The organism is Pseudomonas sp. B16(2017) (assembly GCF_002113205.1).
In the GTDB taxonomy this organism is placed as follows: domain Bacteria; phylum Pseudomonadota; class Gammaproteobacteria; order Pseudomonadales; family Pseudomonadaceae; genus Aquipseudomonas; species Aquipseudomonas pharyngis.
The window spans coordinates 53,688-73,172 of the sequence record NZ_NEKA01000019.1 but is presented as its reverse complement, the minus strand read 5'-3'; the positions used below and the strand labels follow the sequence as shown (position 1 = coordinate 73,172).

The 19,485-nt window shown below is 62.7% G+C and carries 5 protein-coding genes; 2 read left to right on the top strand and 3 right to left on the bottom strand.

What is annotated here, in order from left to right; translation table 11 throughout:
• Positions 1-438: 438 nt before the first annotated feature.
• Positions 439-1,149: a GntR family transcriptional regulator gene (locus CAG25_RS25535; protein WP_085613334.1), complete on the bottom strand. Its 711-nt coding sequence runs from the start codon at positions 1,147-1,149 to the stop codon at positions 439-441.
• 193 nt (positions 1,150-1,342) lie between these two features.
• Between CAG25_RS25535 and lapG the strand changes: the two genes are divergently transcribed.
• Complete coding sequence (lapG, locus tag CAG25_RS25530; protein WP_039773040.1) at positions 1,343-2,035, top strand: cysteine protease LapG; 693 nt, start codon at positions 1,343-1,345, stop codon at positions 2,033-2,035.
• Between the two features lie 14 nt (positions 2,036-2,049).
• Entirely contained in the window at positions 2,050-3,996 is a 1,947-nt protein-coding gene (lapD, locus tag CAG25_RS25525) for a cyclic di-GMP receptor LapD (RefSeq protein WP_085613333.1), read from the top strand.
• A 40-nt stretch (positions 3,997-4,036) separates the two neighbouring features.
• Here the strand turns inward: lapD and CAG25_RS25520 are convergent, their stop codons facing one another.
• Together CAG25_RS25520 and CAG25_RS25515 are read right to left on the bottom strand one after the other, a co-directional pair.
• Entirely contained in the window at positions 4,037-4,375 is a 339-nt protein-coding gene (locus tag CAG25_RS25520; protein WP_085613332.1) for a tryptophan synthase subunit beta, read from the bottom strand.
• A 146-nt stretch (positions 4,376-4,521) separates the two neighbouring features.
• Positions 4,522-19,254, bottom strand: a complete 14,733-nt coding sequence (locus CAG25_RS25515) for a retention module-containing protein (RefSeq protein ID WP_085613331.1) — start codon at positions 19,252-19,254, stop codon at positions 4,522-4,524.
• Between the last annotated feature and the right edge of the window lie 231 nt (positions 19,255-19,485).

Genomic DNA, 19,485 nt, shown 5'->3' with positions numbered 1-19,485 from the left:
GTTAAGTTTTATTTGGGCGTAGTTGCTCCTTTCGGCGTTTAACGGCCAAAATTGAACGACAAGAGTGAGTGCCTCACTCGAAGCAACTTTCAAATTAAGTAATCGAATTGATATGAGGGGATGAAGTCGGGCTGTAAGAGCGCCGTTTCTTCCTGTTCCCGTGACAAGGCTCCTTCCGTAGGTTCCTGGTGCGGGGACTGCTGCCGGGGCGGCGCGTCCCCGTTCTATATTGGGTTGGCGATTCAAGGGTGCGCGTAAATCGGCGCCGCGGCTATCGTCGAAAATGACTTCCTTGCGGTGCAAATTCCGGGCTGTTCAAAGCAGAAGGGAGGTTAGAGCGCAGGCGTCGATGTGCCACGGCAAATGACCGTGACGGGTGGGGGGATTTGTAAGCGGGTTATTCGCCGGGTGAGTGGAGGCTCACCCGGGAGGGAGGATTCAGTGCGCCGCTTTGCGGCTTTGGCCGGCGGAGCTGGCGAGGTAACGTGTGATGACCTCGACACCGCGGTTGAGGTGCTGCTCCAGCAGTGTCACGGCGTGCGCGGTGTCACGCTCTTTCACCGCCTGCAACAGCGCGCGGTGATCGTCCTGGGAGATTTTGCCCAGGCCCATGGCCTCGAGGTTGAAGCGCAGGAAGCGCTCTTCTTCGTTCAAGCCGTCTTCCACCAGCCGCAACAGTCGGCCATTGGGCGCCTTGCTGTAGAGCGCCATGTGAAACAGACGGTTGAGCCGACCGATTTCGGTGTAGTCGTGTTCGTTTTCCAGCTCTTCGATGAAACCGGCCGCGCGTTCGTGGTCGACCGAGGTCAGCAGCGGGATCGACTGGCGCAGCGCTTCGGACTCCAGCAGGATCCGCAGCTCATAGGTTTCCGTTGCGTCACCCTGGATCAGCGGTGCGACCACGGCGCCCTTGTGGGCAGTGACGTTCAGCAGGCCCTGGGCCTCGAGCTGGCGCAAGGCTTCGCGCACCGGCATGCGGCTGACACCGAACAGGTCGGCCAGATCCTGTTGGCGCACGGCGGTGCCGCAGGGCAGGCGCCCGTCGAGAATGGCGGCGCGCAGGGTTTCTTCGATGACCGAGCGCGCCAGATGCGCGGGAATCGGGCCGTCGACTTTGATGCTGTGGAGTGGCTTGGGCTTTTGGGTCACAACTGCACACCCTATGACTGCGGATTTGGATCCAAAGGACACTAGTGATTGCTCTACAGGTTGTCAAACCGTGTAGAAGAACCCTGTCACATCTGAAGTTTAGCGCGGCAGCGATGATCTCATGGTGCCATTGTTTTTTGCTGGGCTAACCTTCACCATCAAGCGCTTTCCTCTCTGCCCTGGATGCCTTGCATTGGCGGTACGTTACGTAATCCCACGGATTGCGCGCTGGCTTGCCGGCGCGCTGCTGCTGGCCGGCATCATGCTGGGCGGCCTGCATGCCGATTGGGATTTTTCCGCGATCAGCCGCAAGGCCACGGCACTGTACGGGCCGTTGGGCGCAGGGCAACAGCGGATTGATGCCTGGCAGAATCTGCTGGCCACGCAGAAGCAGGTCAGCGAGATGGAAAAGCTCAAAGTGGTGAACCTGTTTTTCAACAAACAGATGCGCTACGTCGAAGACATCGATCTGTGGCACGAGGTCGATTATTGGGAAACCCCCATCGAGGCCTTGTGGAAAGGCGCCGGCGACTGCGAAGACTACGCGATCGCCAAGTATTTCAGCCTGCGCCACCTCGGTGTGGCCAGTGACAAGTTACGCATCACCTACGTCAAGGCCCTGCGCCAGAACCGCGCGCACATGGTCCTGACTTACTATTCCAGCCCTGACGCCATGCCGCTGGTGCTCGACAGCCTGATCGACCCGATCAAGCCGGCCGCCGAGCGAACCGATTTGCTGCCGGTCTACTCTTTCAATGCCGAAGGGCTGTACCTGCCGGGCGCCAAGGGCAACAAGAAGGTCGGTGACACCAAACGCCTGTCACGCTGGCAGGATGTGTTGAAGAAAATGCAGGCCGAAGGATTTCCGGTCGAGACGACTAACTAGGAGCACGCGCTCAGATGTCTTTGTTCAAACAGCTGTTGATCGCTATATGTCTGTTCCTGGTGGTCGCCTTCACCGGCAGCTTCATGGTCAGTCTGGAGAGCTCGCGCACCCAGTACGTCAACCAGTTGCGCTCCCACGCCCAGGATGCGGCCACGGCGCTGGCGCTGTCGTTGACGCCGAACATCGATGACCCGGCGATGGTCGAGCTGCTGGTCAGCTCGATCTTCGACAGCGGTTATTACTCGAGCATCCGCGTGGTCGATCTGAAGACCGACCAGACCATTGTCGAGCGCAACGGCATTCCGGCGGTCACCAACGTGCCGGACTGGTTCGTCAGACTGATCGGCCTGGAACCGGCCGGTGGCGATGCGCTGGTCAGTCGTGGCTGGGAGCAGGCGGCGCGGGTCGAGGTGGTCAGCCACCCGATGTTCGCCCTGGCCAAGCTCTGGCAAAGCGCGCTCGGCAGCCTTGGCTGGTTGCTGGTCTGCGGGGCGGTGAGTGCGGTGCTGGGCGCGCTGTTGCTGCGTCGGCAATTGAAGCCGCTGGATTACATGGTCAAACAATCCCACGCCATCGCCCGCCGCGAATTCCTCAGCCTGCCGGATCTGCCGCGCACGCCTGAATTGCGCCGCGTGGTGCTGGCCATGAACCAGATGGTCGAGAAGCTCAAGGCGCTGTTCCAGGAGCAGGCCGAACGCAGTGAAAAACTGCGCACCGAGTCCTATCAGGACAACCTCACGGGGCTGGCCAACCGGCGTTATTTCGAGATGCAGCTGAATGCGCGGGTGAGCAACCCGGAGCAAGCCAGTTCCGGTTATCTGCTGCTGTTGCGGGTCAAGGACCTGGCCGGTCTCAACCAGCGCCTCGGCGGTCAGCGCACCGATGAATTGTTGAAAGCGGTCGGCGAGCAACTGTCCCGCGAGTGCGCCAAATACCCGGAAACCCAGAACCTCGTCACCCGCATTCGCGGCGGTGAATTCGCCGTGCTGGCGCCGGGGTTGACCCGTGAAGAAGCGCTGCAATTGGCGCAGAGCCTCGACAGTGCGTTGAGCAGCCTGCACGCGACAGGCGCCACCGACGTGCCCGCCGTGGCTTCTATCGGCCTGGCGCCGTTCGCTCACGGCGATTCGCCGCAAGCGGTCCTCAGCCTCGGCGATCAGGCGCTGGCCCAGGCCGAAGGGCAGGGCGAGCAGAACTGGGCGTGCCTCGATCAGAGCCTGGTGGCGGAGGTCGGCGACGATCACCACGCCTGGCACCGCTTGCTCGATCAGGCCCTGAATCAGCAGCGCTTCGAGCTGTTCTTCCAGCCGGTGGTGGCGGCGCAGGACACGCAATTGGTATTGCATTACAAAGTGCTGTCGCGTTTGCTCGACGAGCAGGGCCAGACCATTCCCGCCGGACGCTTCCTGCCGTGGCTGGAGCGCTTCGGCTGGACCGCGCGACTGGACCGGTTGATGCTCGAGCAGGTGCTGGAACAGATGGCCGGCCATGAACAATCCCTGGCGCTGAACCTGTCCTCGGCGACCCTCGCCGATCCGCAGGCGTTGAACAAAGTGTTCGAGATTCTGCGGGCGCATTCCAACCTCGGTGCGCGCCTGACCCTGGAAATCGGCGAGGAACAATTGCCGGAGCAAGCGGTGCTGGAACAATTGACCCGGCGCCTGCGTGAACTCGGTTTCTCCTTGAGCCTGCAGCGCTTCGGCGGGCGCTTCAGCATGATCGGCAACCTGGCGCGGCTGGGGCTGGCGTACCTGAAGATCGATGGCAGCTACATCCGGGCGATCGATCAGGAAAGCGACAAGCGCCTGTTCATCGAAGCGATCCAGCGTGCGGCGCATAGCATCGATCTGCCGCTGATTGCCGAGCGGGTCGAGACGCAAGGGGAATTGTCGGTGATTCGCGAGATGGGGTTGTATGGGGTTCAGGGGCAGCTCTTCGGTGAACCGAAACCCTGGGGCTGACTGATCGCTCCCACGCTCCGCGTGGGAGCGATCAAACGGATCAGATCAACCCGCCCTCATCCTCATCGATCAACTGACTCAACCCGCCCAGCGCTTCCCGCGCCTGGGTCCGGTCCATCAACTTGGCCTGGGCCGCCGCTGGCAGGTCGGTGACGCGGATCACGCCTTTCTGAGTCAGCACCTGAATCAGGTCATCGAGTACCCGGATCATTTCCAGGTCGCTCTGCTTGAGCTGTTTGAGGCTGTTCTCCACGGCTTCGTTGGCGTACCAGGCCTGGATTTCATGGTGGTCGGCCGGCAGCGTTTCCGTGGCCTCGGCGTAGGCCGCAGCTTCCACGCGAATCAACTGACCCTGCGCATCGCGTTGCACGTAAAACATTGAGCATCCCTCGGAAATGGACCAGCGTCATGCTGTCAGCAGCATAGCCAACTGCGCGCGAGTATGCGGTGCGCCGACGAAATCGTCACCGGTTCAAGCGCTGCAAACGTGACGGCCGCCCCAGTGGGGCGGCCGTTGTTCACGCATCAGCTGTTGTTGTGGTCGACCTTGATGGTCGGATCGCTGCCGGCAATCAGGTTGTGAATGTTGGCCGTGGACCAGTTGTTGCCTTCCAGTTTGATCGTCACGTCCGGTGTGGCGGCTGCGGCATCGCCCGAGTTGAACTTGCCGCCCGAGCTGACTTGCAGCGACGACACGCCGTCGACCGTGGTGATCTTCAGGAAGTTGTCGATGGTGCTGCCGGTCTCGCCCTGCAACAGGTCACGCAGGTCGATGCGGTCGCCTTCGCTGGCCTTGAAGTCCTTGATCACGTCGTTGCCGGTGTCGCCCGCCTTCCAGACGAAGGTGTCGGCACCGGAACCACCGATCAGGATGTCGTTGCCCTGACCGCCGATCAGCGTGTCGTTGCCGGTGCCGCCGAGCAGGATGTCATTGCCCTTGCCGCCGTCGAGCAGGTCGTTGCCGCCCGAGCCGAACAGGATGTCATTGCCCGCGCCGCCCAGCAGCGTGTCGTTGCCGTCGTGGGCACCGGACACATCGAACGCCTGATAGTGCTCGGTGATGTACTGGTGCACGTTGCTGGTGGTGACTTTGCTGACGTCGACCCCGGTTTCCTTGGCCACGAACGCCTGCATCGCCTGATAACCCTCGCCGGCAATGCCGTTGAAGCTCACCAGGTCGCCGAACAGGATGTCGTTGCCGTCGCCACCGCTGACGGTGTCGTTGCCCGGCATCGTCGCTTCGGTGTGGCCGATGATCGAGTTGGCCAGGTCCTTCGGATCGATGTTGGTCTGTGGCGTCTTGTCCGAATCGTACGGTTTCAGGTCGTTGAGGCTGACACCACTGTTGATGCCGATGGCCTCCACATTCGACAAACCGTTGAGCAAGGCGAAACCGCTGCTGGCGTTATCGGTGGTCGTCGTCGTGGTGCTGCTGCCGTTGCCCGCCAGACTCGAGATCTCGTAGGTACCGTCACCCTGAGCGTGGATGGTACCCAGGCTGTTCCAGCTCCAGCTGCCGTTCTTGTACGTCTGCAATACCACGGCGCCGGCAGTGTTGATACTCAGGTAGTGGGTGTTGTCGATGTAGGTGCTGAAGCTGTCGCCCAGTTTGTAGTTGCTGGTCTTGACCACATCATCGAGCTTCACGTTGCCGTACAGCGTCGGGTTGGTCTGCTCGTTGCTCTGGTAGTAAGTCGGCTGGCCGTCGGTAATGAAGTACGTGAGGTTCTTCGCCCCGGTGTTGGCCAGCGCTTCGGCGCTCTGGAAGAAGTTCGCCGTGGCCTTGAACACGTCCTCGTAGTTGGTGCCACCACCGGACGACATCGAGTCCAGCACGGCCTTGAGCAAGGTCAGTGCGTTCGGGTCGTTGAGGTTCACCGACACCGACTTGTTGACCTGGGTGTCGAAGTCCACCAGGAAGATGTTCACCGTGCCGGAGTTGCTGCCCAGGCTCTGCTTGAGGGTGTTGAACACCGACGTCAGCGAGTCCTTGGCGGCGTTGATCGACGAGGCGCTCATGCTGCCCGAGCTGTCGACCATGAACGCGATGTTGTAGTTGGTGCCCGGCACCACGGTCAGGCCGCCGATGTCGGCGACGATGATGTCGTTGCCGTCGGTGCCGGTGACGGTGTCGTCGGCCGAAGTGGCGACCACCGCGTTATATACCGCCGGCACCACGGTGACCGGGATGGTCGCAGTGGTGCTGGCCGAGCCGCCGACCTGTTCGGTTGAGGTCGAGGTCACGGTCAGGTTGAACTGGCCGTTGTAGTAGGTCGGCGGGGTCACGGTCAGGGTGCCGAGGTTCCAGCCGGTGACGTTGGCGTCGCCGCTGGTGGCGGTCACGGTGAAGCTGTGGCCTGCGCCATCGCTGAGCACCGAACCGACCGGTGCGCCGCTGATCTTGATGCTCAGGGTTTCCGAGCCGTCGGTGTCGGTCAGCGCGGTGCTGATCGACGACAGTTTCACGGTGGTGCCTTCGGCGCCGGTGTTGAGCTTGTAGCCGTCGTAATAGCCTTCGCCGTTGCTGCCGTGCAGATCGGAGACGGTCACGCCGGCATTCACCAGATCCTGCACGCCGGTATAGATCGGCACGCCGGCACTGCTCAGGTCGATCGGCGTGCTGCCGTTGACCGACAGGTTGACGTCGTAGCTGCCCGGGCCGCTCTGGTTGTGGTGGTAGATGTCCAGGGTGTAGTAGCCGCTGGTGGTCGGGGTGAACGAACCGTTGAGGTTGCCGCCCGCGCCCCACGTCGTGGACGCCACGCTCTTGCCACCGATGGTCACCAGCAGGCTGTCGTCACCGGTGCCGCTGAAGGTGTAGGTCTTGCCGGCTTCCAGATAAATCAGGCCCGAGGTTTTCGACGCGGTGCCGGCGGTCACGCTGCCGTCGGACTGCACGTTATTCACGGTGCCGCTGGTGTTCGGCTTGCCGGCACCGTCGATCACGTTTTTCAGGGTGGTCGAATTCGCGCCGCTGCCGTCGGTGCCCAGGCCCGACAGACCGGTCCAGACTTCCTTGATCAGCCCGGTGGATTTCACGCTGTTGTCGGCCACCGACAGGGTCGGCGCATCCGCCACCGGGGTGATGTCGATCTTGATGGTGCCTGTGTTGCCCAGCAACTGGCCGTCGGTTGGCTGGAATTTGATCTGCGCGTAGTCGGCCTGATTGTTACCAACGCCAGTGCCACCGTAACCGTTCACACCCGACTCGTTGGCATCCGGCAGGAAGCGCAGCTTGCCGGCGTCGATATCGGCCTTGCTGAAGGTCTGGTTGGTGGCGACGTCTTTCCAGGTCGAACCGTCCAGGTACTGCAGTTTGCCTTCGCCCGGCAGCTGGGTGATTTTCACGCCCAGGCTGCTGGCAGGGCTGTCGACGTCGCTGACGCCGAAGGTCGACCAGCCGAGGATCAGCGGGGTGTCTTCGGTGCCGGTGACGTTGACCGGTGCAGCGACCGGCGCATCGTTGACCGCCACCACGTTGACCGTGGTGGTCGCGGTGTTGGAGTAGTTGCCGCCATCGGTCACGGTCACGGTGATGATCCGTGGCACGGTGCTCGGGTCTTCACTGCTGTTGGTGAAGCTGATGTTCTTGATGGCCTGCATGTAGTCGGCGAGCGTCGCGTTACCCGACAGGGTCAGGGTGACGGTGCCGTTGGTGCTGTTGGCGTTGATGGTAATGCCGTTGACGCTGTTGCCCAGGTTCAGCGCATCGCCGTCCTGACGGTTGGTCAGCACGACGGTGGCGCCGGTCAGCATGGTGCTGTCCGGGTCGGTGATCTTGATGTCGGTGTCGGCAATCGACACACCTGCGCCCGGGGTGTTCTCGGTGAAGGTCACCTTGTAGTCGGCACCCGTTGCACCGCTGGAGTTGTTGGCGTCGAGGTCGATGACCGGCGGTGCATCGTTGTCGATGATCGAGGTGCTGACGCTGCCATTGGTGCTGCTGACCGCCAGGTTTTCGAAGTTGCCACCGGTGGCCGAGTCGATCTTGACCACGAAGTTTTCGGTGCCTTCGGTGATCTTGTCATCGATGGTGGCGACGTTGAACTGCGCACTGCTGGCCCCCGCCGGGATTTTCACGGTGTACACGCCGGTGAAGTCCGAACCGTCGGCGGCGGTGCCGCTGTAGACGATTTTCAGGGTGACTTCGGTTTGCGCCGGGTTGGTCAGGCTGACGGTGTAGGTTGCGGCCTGGCCTTCGGTCACCGAGGTGCTGCCGGTGATGCTGACGGTGGTGGTGTCGATGGTATCGGTGACGCTGGTCACGGCCGGTGTGTTGCTGGTCACCAGGTTTTCGAAATTGCCGCCGGTAGCGTTGGTGATCGTGGCCTGCACGTTGCCGGCGTCCTTGTAGACGTCGTCGGCTGGCGCAGGAACGGTCACGGTGCCGGTGGTTTTGCCGGCTTCGATGGTGATCACGGCGCCGTTCGACAAGGTCACGGTGACTGGCGAGCCAGCGGCGTTGGTCAGGGTCGCGGTGTAAGTGATCGAGCCGCCTTCGGCCACGGTGCCGGTCGCGCTGAGCGACAGGTTGGTGGTGTCGACGGTGTCGGTGATGGTGGTGCTGACCGGGGTCTTGTCGGCCACCAGATTCTCGTAGTTGCCGCCGCTTACGCCGGTGATCGCGTTGGTCAGTGGCGCATGACCATTCAACACGTCGTTCGGCGCGGTGGTGGTCACACTGCCGGTGGTTTTGCCGACTTCGATGGTGATCGACTGACCGTTGGCCAGGGTCACGGTCACAGGCGAGCCTGTCACTGGCGCGCCGACGGTCGCGGTGTAGACCACGTTGCCACCTTCGGCCGCCGTCGTGGTCGCGGTCAGCTTCACGGTGGTGGTGTCGATAGTGTCGGTGACGCTGGTCACGGCTGGTGTGGTGCTGGTGACCAGGTTCTCGAAGTTGCCGCCGGTGGCGGACTTGATCGTCGCCTGCACGTTGCCGGCGTCTTTGTAGACGTCATCGGCTGGCGCAGGAACGGTGACGGTGCCGGTGGTTTTGCCGGCTTCGATGGTGATCACCGAACCGTTGGACAAGGTCACTGTCACTGGCGAGCCAGCAGCGTTGGTCAGGGTCGCGGTGTAGGTGATCGAGCCACCCTCGGCGACCGAATTGGTAGCGCTGAGCGACAGATTGGTCGTGTCGACGGTATCGGTCACGGTGGTGCTGACCGGGGTCTTGTCGGCCACCAGATTCTCGTAGTTGCCGCCGCTCACGCCGGTGATCGCGTTGGTCAGTGGTGCATGACCATTCAATACGTCGTTAGGCGCGGTGGTGGTCACGGTGCCGCTGGTCTTGCCGACTTCGATGGTGATCGATTGACCATTCGACAGGGTTACCGTCACTGGCGAGCCAGTCACCGGAGCGCCAACAGTGGCGGTGTAGACAACGTTGCCACCCTCGGCCGCCGTCGCAGTTGCGGTCAGCTTCACGGTGGTGGTGTCGATGGTGTCGGTAACGCTGGTCACCGCTGGTGTGGTGCTGGTGACCAGGTTCTCAAAGTTGCCGCCAGTCGCGTTGGTGATCGTGGCTTGCACGTTGCCGGTGTCCTTGTAGACGTCGTCGGCTGGCGCAGGAACGGTCACGGTGCCGGTGGTCTTGCCCGCTTCGATGGTGATCACCGAACCGTTGCTCAGGGTCACGGTCACTGGCGAGCCAGCGGCGTTGGTCAGGGTCGCGGTGTAGGTGATCGAGCCACCTTCGGCCACGGTCCCTGTCGCGCTGAGCGACAGGTTGGTGGTATCGACGGTGTCGGTGACGGTGGTCGAAACCGGGGTTTTATCAGCCACCAGATTTTCGTAGTTACCACCGCTCACACCAGTGATCGCGTTGGTCAGCGGTGCATGACCGGTCAGCACGTCGTTCGGCGCGGTAGTGGTCACGGTGCCGGTGGTCTTGCCGACTTCGATGGTAATGCTCTGGCCGTTCGACAGGTTCACGGTCACAGGCGAGCCAGTCACTGGCGCACCTACGGTAGCGGTGTAGGTGACGGTGCCGCCCTCGGCCGCTGTTGCGGTTGCGGTCAGCTTCACGGTGGTGGTGTCGATGGTGTCGGTAACGCTGGTCACCGCTGGTGTGGTGCTGGTGACCAGGTTCTCAAAGTTGCCGCCAGTCGCGTTGGTGATCGTGGCTTGCACGTTGCCGGCGTCTTTGTAGACGTCATCGGCTGGCGCGGCGACGGTCACGGTGCCCGTGGTTTTACCGGCCTCGATGGTGATCACGGCGCCATTGCTCAAGGTCACGGTCACCGGGGTGCCCGCAGCGTTGGTCAGGGTCGCGGTGTAGGTGATCGAACCACCTTCGGCCACGGTGCCGGTCGCGCTGAGCGACAGGTTGGTGGTGTCGACGGTGTCGGTCACGGTAGTGCTGACTGGCGTCTTGTCGGCCACCAGATTCTCGTAGTTACCGCCGCTCACGCCGGTGATCGCGTTGGTCAGCGGCGTGTGGCCGTTGAGCGCATCGTTAGGCGCCGTGGTGGTCACGGTGCCAGTGGTTTTACCCACCTCGATGGTGATGCTTTGGCCATTCGACAGGTTCACGGTCACTGGCGAGCCAGTCACAGGAGCGCCCACGGTGGCGGTGTAAGTGACAGTGCCGCCTTCAGCCGCCGACTCGGTGGCGGTGAGTTTCACCGTGGTGGTGTCGATGGTATCGGTGACCTGGGTCACGGCAGGAACAGTGCTCGGCACCAGGTTTTCGAAGTTGCCACCGGTGGCGGTCGAAATGGTCGCCTCGACTTTGCCGGCGTCTTTGTAGACGTCGTCCTTCGGCGCGTCGACGGTCACGGTGCCGGTGGTTTTGCCGGCTTCAATGATGATCACGGCGCCGTTGCTCAAGGTCACGGTCACCGGGGTGCCCGCAGCGTTGGTCAGGGTGGCGGTGTAAGTGATCGAACCACCCTCGGCGACCGAATGGGTGGCGCTGAGAGTCAGGTTGGTGGTGTCGACGGTGTCGGTCACGGTGGTGCTGACCGGCGTTTTGTCGGCCACGAGGTTTTCGTAGTTACCGCCGCTCACACCGGTGATCGCGTTGGTCAGCGGCGCATGGCCGTTGAGCGCATCGTTCGGCGCAGTGGTGGTCACAGTGCCGGTGGTTTTGCCCACCTCGATGGTGATCGACTGACCATTGGCCAGGGTCACGGTCACAGGCGAACCCGTCACTGGCGCGCCAACAGTCGCGGTGTAAGTAACGGTGCCACCTTCAGCGGCCGTTTCGGAAGCGGTCAGCTTCACGGTCGTCGTGTCGATGGTGTCGGTGACTTCCGTTACGGCTGGAACGGTGCTCGGAACCAGGTTCTCGAAGTTGCCACCGGTTGCGTCTTTGATGGTCACTTCGACTTTGCCGGCGTCTTTGTAGACGTCATCGGCAGGTGCTGGAACGGTCACCGTGCCGGTGGTTTTACCGGCCTCGATGGTGATGACGGCGCCGTTAGACAGGGTCACGGTCAGCGGAGTGCCGGCAGGATTGGTCAGGGTCGCGGTGTAGGTGATCGAACCGCCTTCGGCCACGGTGCCCGTCGCAGTCAGCGACAGATTGGTGGTGTCGACAGTGTCGATCACGGTGGTGCTGACCGGCGTTTTGTCGGCCACCAGGTTTTCGTAGTTGCCGCCGCTCACGCCGGTGATCGCGTTGGTCAGTGGCGCATGACCGTTGAGCGCATCGTTTGGCGCAGTGGTGGTGACGGTGCCAGTGGTTTTACCCACTTCGATGGTGATCGACTGACCATTGGCCAGGGTTACGGTCACAGGCGAACCGGTCACTGGCGCGCCAACAGTCGCGGTGTAAGTGACGGTACCGCCTTCAGCTGCCGCTTCAGTCGCGGTCAGTTTCACCGTAGTGGTATCGATGGTGTCGGTGACTTCGGTCACGGCCGGAACAGTGCTTGGCACCAGGTTTTCGAAGTTGCCACCGGTGGCGGTCGAAATGGTCGTTTCGACTTTGCCGGCGTCTTTGTAGACGTCGTCTTTCGGCGCATCGACGGTCACGGTACCGGTGGTTTTACCGGCCTCGATGGTGATGACGGCACCGTTCGACAGGGTTACGGTCACCGGCGTACCCGCCGGGTTGGTCAGGGTCGCGGTGTAGACGATCGAGCCACCCTCGGCCACCGAGCCAGTGGCGCTCAGGGTCAGGTTGGTGGTGTCGACGGTGTCAGTCACGGTGGTGCTGACCGGGGTTTTGTCAGCCACGAGGTTTTCGTAGTTACCGCCAGTCACGCCAGTGATCGCGTTGGTCAGCGGCGCATGGCCGTTGAGCGCATCGTTCGGCGCGGTGGTGGTCACGGTACCCGTGGTTTTACCGACTTCGATGGTGATCGACTGACCATTGGCCAGGGTCACGGTCACAGGCGAACCGGTGACAGGCGCACCGACAGTCGCGGTGTAAGTAACGGTGCCGCCTTCCGCCGCCGACTCGGTCGCGGTGAGTTTCACCGTGGTGGTATCGATGGTGTCGGTGACGTTGGTTACGGCCGGAACGGTGCTTGGCACCAGGTTCTCGAAACCACCGCCAGTAGCGGTCGAAATGGTTGCCTCGACTTTGCCGGCGTCTTTGTAGACGTCGTCTTTCGGTGCATCGACGGTCACGGTGCCGGTGGTTTTACCGGCCTCGATAGTAATGACGGCACCGTTCGACAGGGTCACGGTCACCGGCGTGCCGGCCGGGTTGGTCAGGGTCGCGGTGTAAGTGATCGAACCACCCTCGGCCACCGAGTCGGTGGCCGTCAGGTTCAGGTTGGTCGTGTCGACAGTGTCCGAAACCGAGGTATTTGCCGGTTTGCCGTCGACCGCCAGGTTTTCGTAATTGCCACCGGTGGCCTTGTCGATGGTCACGCTCAGCGAGCTGCCGCCCGCCAACGGGCTGTTCGGCGCGACGAAATTCACGGTGCCGGTGGTTTCGCCGACGGCGATGGTGATGGTCTGTCCGTTGGACAGGGTCACGACGAGCGGCGAACCGGTCACTGGCGCCGTCACGGTCGCGGTGTAGACCACGGTTTCGCCTTCGGCGACGTTGGCGGTGGCGGTCAGCGACACGGTGGACGTGTCGATGGTGTCATTGACGGTGGTGACCGCCGGGGCGGTGCTGGTGACCAGGTTCTCGAAGTTGCCACCGGTGGTGGTCGAAATGGTCGTCTCGACTTTGCCGGCGTCCTTGTAGACGTCGTCCTTCGGTGCATCGACGGTCACGGTGCCGGAGGTTTTGCCGGCCTCGATGGTGATCACGGCGCCGTTGCTCAACGTCACGGTCACCGGAGTGCCAGCGGCGTTGGTCAGGGTCGCGGTGTAGGTGATCTGGCCACCTTCGTTGACTTCCGGCGTGGCGCTCAGGGTCAGGGTGGTGGTGTCGACGGTGTCGGTCACGGTGGTGCTGACCGGCGTTTTGTCGGCTACGAGATTTTCGTAGTTACCGCCGCTCACGCCAGTGATCGCGTTGGTCAGCGGTGTGTGACCGTTCAACGCATCGTTCGGCGCAGTGGTGGTGATGGTGCCGGTGGTCTTGCCGACCTCGATGGTGATCGACTGACCATTGGCCAGGGTCACGGTCACAGGCGAGCCGGTCACTGGCGCGCCAACGGTGGCGGTGTAAGTGACGGTGCCGCCTTCAGCTGCCGATTCGGTTGCAGTCAGTTTGACCGTGGTGGTGTCGATGGTGTCAGTGACTTCGGTAACGGCCGGAACAGTGCTCGGCACCAGGTTTTCGAAGTTGCCACCGGTTGCATCCTTGATGGTCACTTCGACTTTGCCGGCGTCCTTGTAGACGTCGTCTTTCGGCGCATCGACGGTCACGGTGCCGGTGGTTTTACCGGCCTCGATGGTGATAACAGCGCCGTTGCTCAGTGTCACGGTGACTGGGGTGCCGGCCGGGTTGGTCAGCGTTGCGGTGTAAACGATCGAGCCGCCTTCGGCCACGGAACCTGTCGCGCTGAGGGTCAGGTTGGTCGTGTCGACGGTGTCGGTGACGGTGGTCGAAACCGGGGTCTTGTCGGCCACCAGATTTTCGTAGTTACCTCCAGACACGCCAGTAATCGAGTTGCTCAGCGGGGTGTGACCGTTCAACGCATCGTTCGGCGCGGTGGTGGTGATGGTGCCGGTGGTCTTGCCCACTTCGATGGTGATCGTCTGACCGTTGGCCAGAGTCACGGTGACCGGCGAGCCAGTCACCGGAGCGCCAACAGTTGCGGTGTAGGTGACAGTGCCGCCCTCAGCCACCGACGTATCGGCGCTCAGCTTCACGGTCGACGTATCGATGGTGTCAGTCACTTCAGTGACGGCCGGAACAGTGCTCGGCACCAGATTCTCGAAGTTGCCGCCGGACGCATCCTTGATGGTCACTTCGACTTTGCCGGCGTCTTTGTAGACGTCATCGGCCGGAGCCGGAACGGTCACGGTGCCAGTGGTTTTACCCGCTTCGATGGTGATCACCGAGCCGTTGCTCAGGGTCACGGTCACTGGCGTGCCAGCCGGATTGGTCAGCGTGGCGGTGTAAACGATCGAACCACCTTCAGCCACGGAACCTGTAGCGCTCAAGGTCAGATTGGTGGTGTCGACGGTGTCGGTGACTGACGTCACGGCCGGCGTCTTGTCGGCGACCAGGTTTTCGTAATTGCCGCCGCTGGTGCCGTCGATCTTCACGCTCAGCGTGTTGCCGCCGGCCAGTGCATCGTTCGGTGCGGTGTAGTTGACGCTGGCGCTGCTGGCGCCGACCGGGATGGTGATGGTCTGGCCGTTGGACAGGGTCACGACCACCGGCGAGCCGGTCACCGGTGCGGTGACGGAGGCGGTGTAAACCACCACGCCGCCTTCAACGGTGCTGGCCGTGGCGCTCAGGGAAACGGTGCTGGTATCGATGGTGTCGGTGACGTCGGTCACCGCCGGGGTCTTGTCGACCACCAGGTTTTCAAAGTTGCCGCCGCTGGTCTTGGTAATGCTGGCGTCGACTTTGCCGGCGTCCTTGTACACGTCGTCGCCCGGTGCGGCGACGGTGATGGTACCGGTGCTCGCGCCTTTGGCGATGTTGATCACCGCGCCGTTGCTCAGGGTCACGGTCATGGCCGTGCCGGCCGGGTTGGTCAGGGTCGCGGTGTAGATGATCGAACCGCCCTCGGCGACCGAACCGGTGGCGCTCAGGCTGATATTGGTGGTGTCGACGGTGTCGGTAACCTTGGTCACCACAGCCGTACGGTTGGCATCGACCTGTTCGAAGTTGCCGCCGCTGTGGCTGGCAATCGCGGTCTGCACCTTGCCGCCATCGATGTAAGGCGTGTTGGCCGGCGCAGGGAAATTCACCGAACCGCTGGTGGCACCGGCGGCGATGTTGATGACCGCGCCGTTGGCCAGGGTCACGGTCATGGCGGTGCCGGCCGGGTTGCTCAGGGTCGCGGTGTAGGTGATCTGGCCACCTTCGCTGACGGTGTCGCTGGCGCTCAGGGTCAGCGTGGTCTTGTCGATGGTGTCGTTGACCGTGGTGCTGACCGGCGTCTTGCTGACGTCGAGCTTCTCGAAGTTGCCGCCGCTGGCATCGGTCATGGTCACGGTGAGCTTGCTGACATCCTTGTAGACGTCATCGCTCGGCGCCGGGATGGTCACCGAACCGCTGGTCTTGCCGGCCTCGATAACGATGGTCTGGCCGTTGCTCAGGTTGACGGTCACCGGCGTCTGCGCGGCGTTGGTCAGGGTCGCGGTGTAAGTGATCGACGTGCCTTCGAGCACATAGCTTTCGGCGCTGAGGGTCAGGTGCGTGGTGTTGATGGTGTCGGCGACGTTGGTCACCGCTGGCGTCGGGTTGGCCACCAGGTTTTCGAAATTGCCGCCGGAAGTGTCCTTGATGGTCACTTCGACTTTGCCGGCGTCTTTATAGACGTCATCGGTCGGGGCTGGAACGGTCACGGTGCCGGTGGTTTTACCGGCTTCGATGGTGATGACGGAGCCGTTGCTCAACGTCACGGTCACCGGGGTGCCGGCCGGATTGGTCAGGGTCGCGGTGTAGACGATCTGCCCGCCCTCGTTGACGTTGCCGGTGGCGGTCAGCGATACGGTGGTGGTGTCGACGGTGTCGGTGATGGTGGTGCTGACCGGCGTTTTGTCGGCCACGAGGTTTTCGTAGTTACCGCCGCTCACACCGGTGATCGAGTTGGTCAGCGGTGCATGGCCGGCCAGTACGTCGTTCGGCGCCGTGGTAGTCACGGTGCCGGTGGTTTTGCCGACTTCGATGGTGATCGCCTGACCGTTGGCCAGGGTCACGGTCACCGGCGAGCCGGTGACCGGGGCGCCCACCGTCGCGGTGTAAGTAACGGTACCGCCTTCCGCCGCGGACTCGGACGCGGTCAGTTTGACGGTCGAGGTGTCGATGGTATCGGTGACCTGGGTCACGGCCGGCACAGTGCTTGGCACCAGGTTTTCGAAGTTGCCACCGGTTGCGCCGGTGATGGTCGCTTCGACTTTGCCGGCATCCTTGTAGACGTCATCGGCAGGCGCTGGAACGGTCACGGTGCCGGTGGTCTTGCCGGCTTCGATGGTGATGACCGCGCCGTTGCTCAAGGTCACGGTCACCGGCGTGCCGGCCGGATTGGTCAGCGTCGCGGTGTAGATGATCGAGCCGCCCTCGGCCACGGAATCGGTGGCGCTCAGGGTCAGGTTGGTGGTGTCGACGGTGTCAGTGACGGTGGTCGAAACCGGAGTCTTGTCGGCGACCAGATTCTCGTAGTTGCCGCCGCTCACGCCGGTGATCGCGTTGGTCAGCGGTGCGTTGCCGGCCAATGCGTCGTTCGGTGCTGTGGTGGTCACGGTGCCGGTGGTCTTGCCCACTTCAATCGTGATGCTTTGGCCGTTGGCCAGGGTCACGGTGACCGGCGAGCCAGTTACGGGCGCTCCAACTGTCGCGGTGTAAGTAACGGTACCGCCCTCGACCGCCGATTCGGTCGCGGTCAGTTTGACGGTGGTGGTGTCGACGGTATCGGTCACGTCGGTGACAGCCGGAACGGTGCTTGGCACCAGGTTCTCGAAGTTGCCGCCGGTGGCGTCCTTGATCGTCACTTCGACCTTGCCAGCGTCTTTATAGACGTCATCGGCAGGCGCCGGAACGGTCACGGTGCCAGTGGTTTTACCCGCTTCGATGGTGATGACGGAGCCGTTGCTCAACGTCACGGTCACCGGGGTGCCCGCAGGATTGGTCAGGGTCGCGGTGTAAACAATCGAACCGCCCTCGGCGACAGTACCGGTGGCGCTCAGGGTCAGGTTGGTGGTGTCGGCAACGTCTGTCACCGTGGTCGAAACCGGGGTCTTGTCGGCCACCAGATTCTCGTAATTACCGCCGGAAACGCCGGTGATCGAGTTGGTCAGCGATGCGTTGCCAGCCAATGCGTCGTTCGGCGCGGTGGTGGTCACGGTGCCGGTGGTTTTGCCCACTTCGATGGTGATGGTCTGACCGTTGGCCAAAGTGACAGTCACCGGCGAACCGGTGACTGGTGCGCCAACCGTTGCGGTATAAGTAACGGTGCCGCCTTCTGCAACCGAAGTATCAGCCGTCAGTTTGACCGTCGACGTGTCGATGGTGTCAGTCACTTCGGTGACAGCGGGAACAGTGCTTGGCACCAGATTCTCGAAGTTGCCGCCGGTGGCGTCCTTGATGGTCACTTCGACCTTGCCCGCGTCTTTGTAGACGTCATCGGCAGGCGCCGGAACGGTCACGGTGCCGGTGGTTTTACCGGCCTCGATGGTGATGACGGAGCCGTTGCTCAACGTCACGGTCACCGGGGTGCCGGCCGGATTGGTCAGGGTTGCGGTGTAGACGATCGAACCGCCTTCCGCCACGGAACCGGTGGCGCTCAGCGACAGGTTGGTGGTGTCGATGGAGTCGGTGACGGTAGTGGTCGCTGGCGTCGTGTTTGGCACCAGATTCTCGAAATTGCCGCCGGTAGCGCCGGTAATCGTGGTGCTGACGGTGCCGCCGTTGTTGTAGACGTCATTCGGTGCGGTCGGCACGTTGACGCTGCCGGTGGTCTGGCCGGCGCCGATGGTGATGGTCGAACCGTTCGACAGGGTGACGGTCACCGGTGTCTGCGCCGGGTTGGTCAGGGTTGCGGTGTAGGTGATCTGGCCACCTTCGACCACGGTGCCGGTGGCGGTCAGAGTCAGATTCGTGGTGTCGACCGAATCGACGATCGTGGTAACGGCCGGTGTCGGGTTCGGCACCAGGTTTTCGAAGTTGCCGCCCGTGGCACCGGTGATGGTGGTGGTGACGGTGCTGCCGTTGTTATAGACGTCATTCGGTGCGGTCGGCACGTTGACGGTGCCGGTGGTCTGGCCGGCGCCGATAGTGATGGTCGAGCCGTTGGACAGGGTCACGGTCACCGGCGTCTGCGCCGGGTTGGTCAGGGTCGCGGTGTAGGTGATCTGACCGCCTTCGGTCACGCTCGGGCCCGCCGTCAGGGTCACGGTGGTGGTGTCGATGGTGTCGGTGACCTGGGTCGTGGCCGGGGTGGTCGGCGGGGTCACGGTGATGCCGTTGCCGCCGGTGGTGCCGGTGACGGTCACGTCGATCTGGGTCGGGTCGTTATAAACAGTGTCGTTCGGCGCCAGGGGCACGTTGACGGTGCCGGTGGTGGAACCGGCCGGAATCACGATCACCGCACCGTTGGACAGGGTGATGGTCAGGTCGGTCAGCGGCGCCTGGGTCAGCGTTGCGGTGTACACCAGCACGCCGCCGGCTTCGGTGATGCTCGGCGTGGCGCTGAGGCTCAGGGTCGATTCGCGCAGGGCATTGGCGTTGGTGTCGGTGGTCTGGCCGCCGGTGATGTTCTGCGCGGCCTGGCCGGCAGCGTTGATGCCCGCAGTCGGGAAACCGATGGTGGGGTCGACGCGGCCGGCGGTCGCATCGAGCATCACGAAGCTGTGACCGCCGCCGGCGGCACCGCCAGTCCCTGCGGCGCTCGGGCCGGCAGCGGTGGCGTCAAGGGCGGTAGTCGGGTCGACACCGGCGGCGATGGCTTGTTGCAGCTCTTCTACCGACGGCGCGGCTTGCGCGGTGGCTTCGGCCAGGTCGGTGCTGGAGTCCGGGGTATCGGCGCTCCACTGAGTGTCACGGCCCAGATCGATCGTGCGGCCATCGGCCAGTTCCAGGGACACGGCGCCGGAAACGCCGGTGTCGACCTGATCGCCGGCAAACAGCCGGTCGCCTTCAACGAGTACGCGACGGACGCCCTCTGGGGACACCACGAAAACCTGACCGACAATGCTTTTGACGATGGCAACAACACTGCTCATTGAAGACTCTCCGGGTGTCACGTTCAGTTGACTTCCATAGACCTGATGGCTGTCTGCGCCGATTCAGTCTGGACGTACTTTTAAAAAAAGATGAAGCAAAGTTGACGCTGCTGTTCGTCAATATTTTGGCTAGATTCTTTCGCTATTAACTTTATGCCAAACTATTGACCTTCTGGGTGCCATCCTAAACAATCGTCCCAGTAATGTCACATTGATATTTATGCGGCGACC

Excerpts from the sequence above, each read along its gene's own strand:
- lapD (WP_085613333.1), top strand. The coding sequence starts at position 2,050 with ATGTCTTTGTTCAAACAGCTGTTGATCGCTATATGTCTGTTCCTGGTG.
- CAG25_RS25520 (WP_085613332.1), bottom strand. The coding sequence starts at position 4,375 with ATGTTTTACGTGCAACGCGATGCGCAGGGTCAGTTGATTCGCGTGGAA.
- CAG25_RS25515 (WP_085613331.1), bottom strand. The coding sequence starts at position 19,254 with ATGAGCAGTGTTGTTGCCATCGTCAAAAGCATTGTCGGTCAGGTTTTC.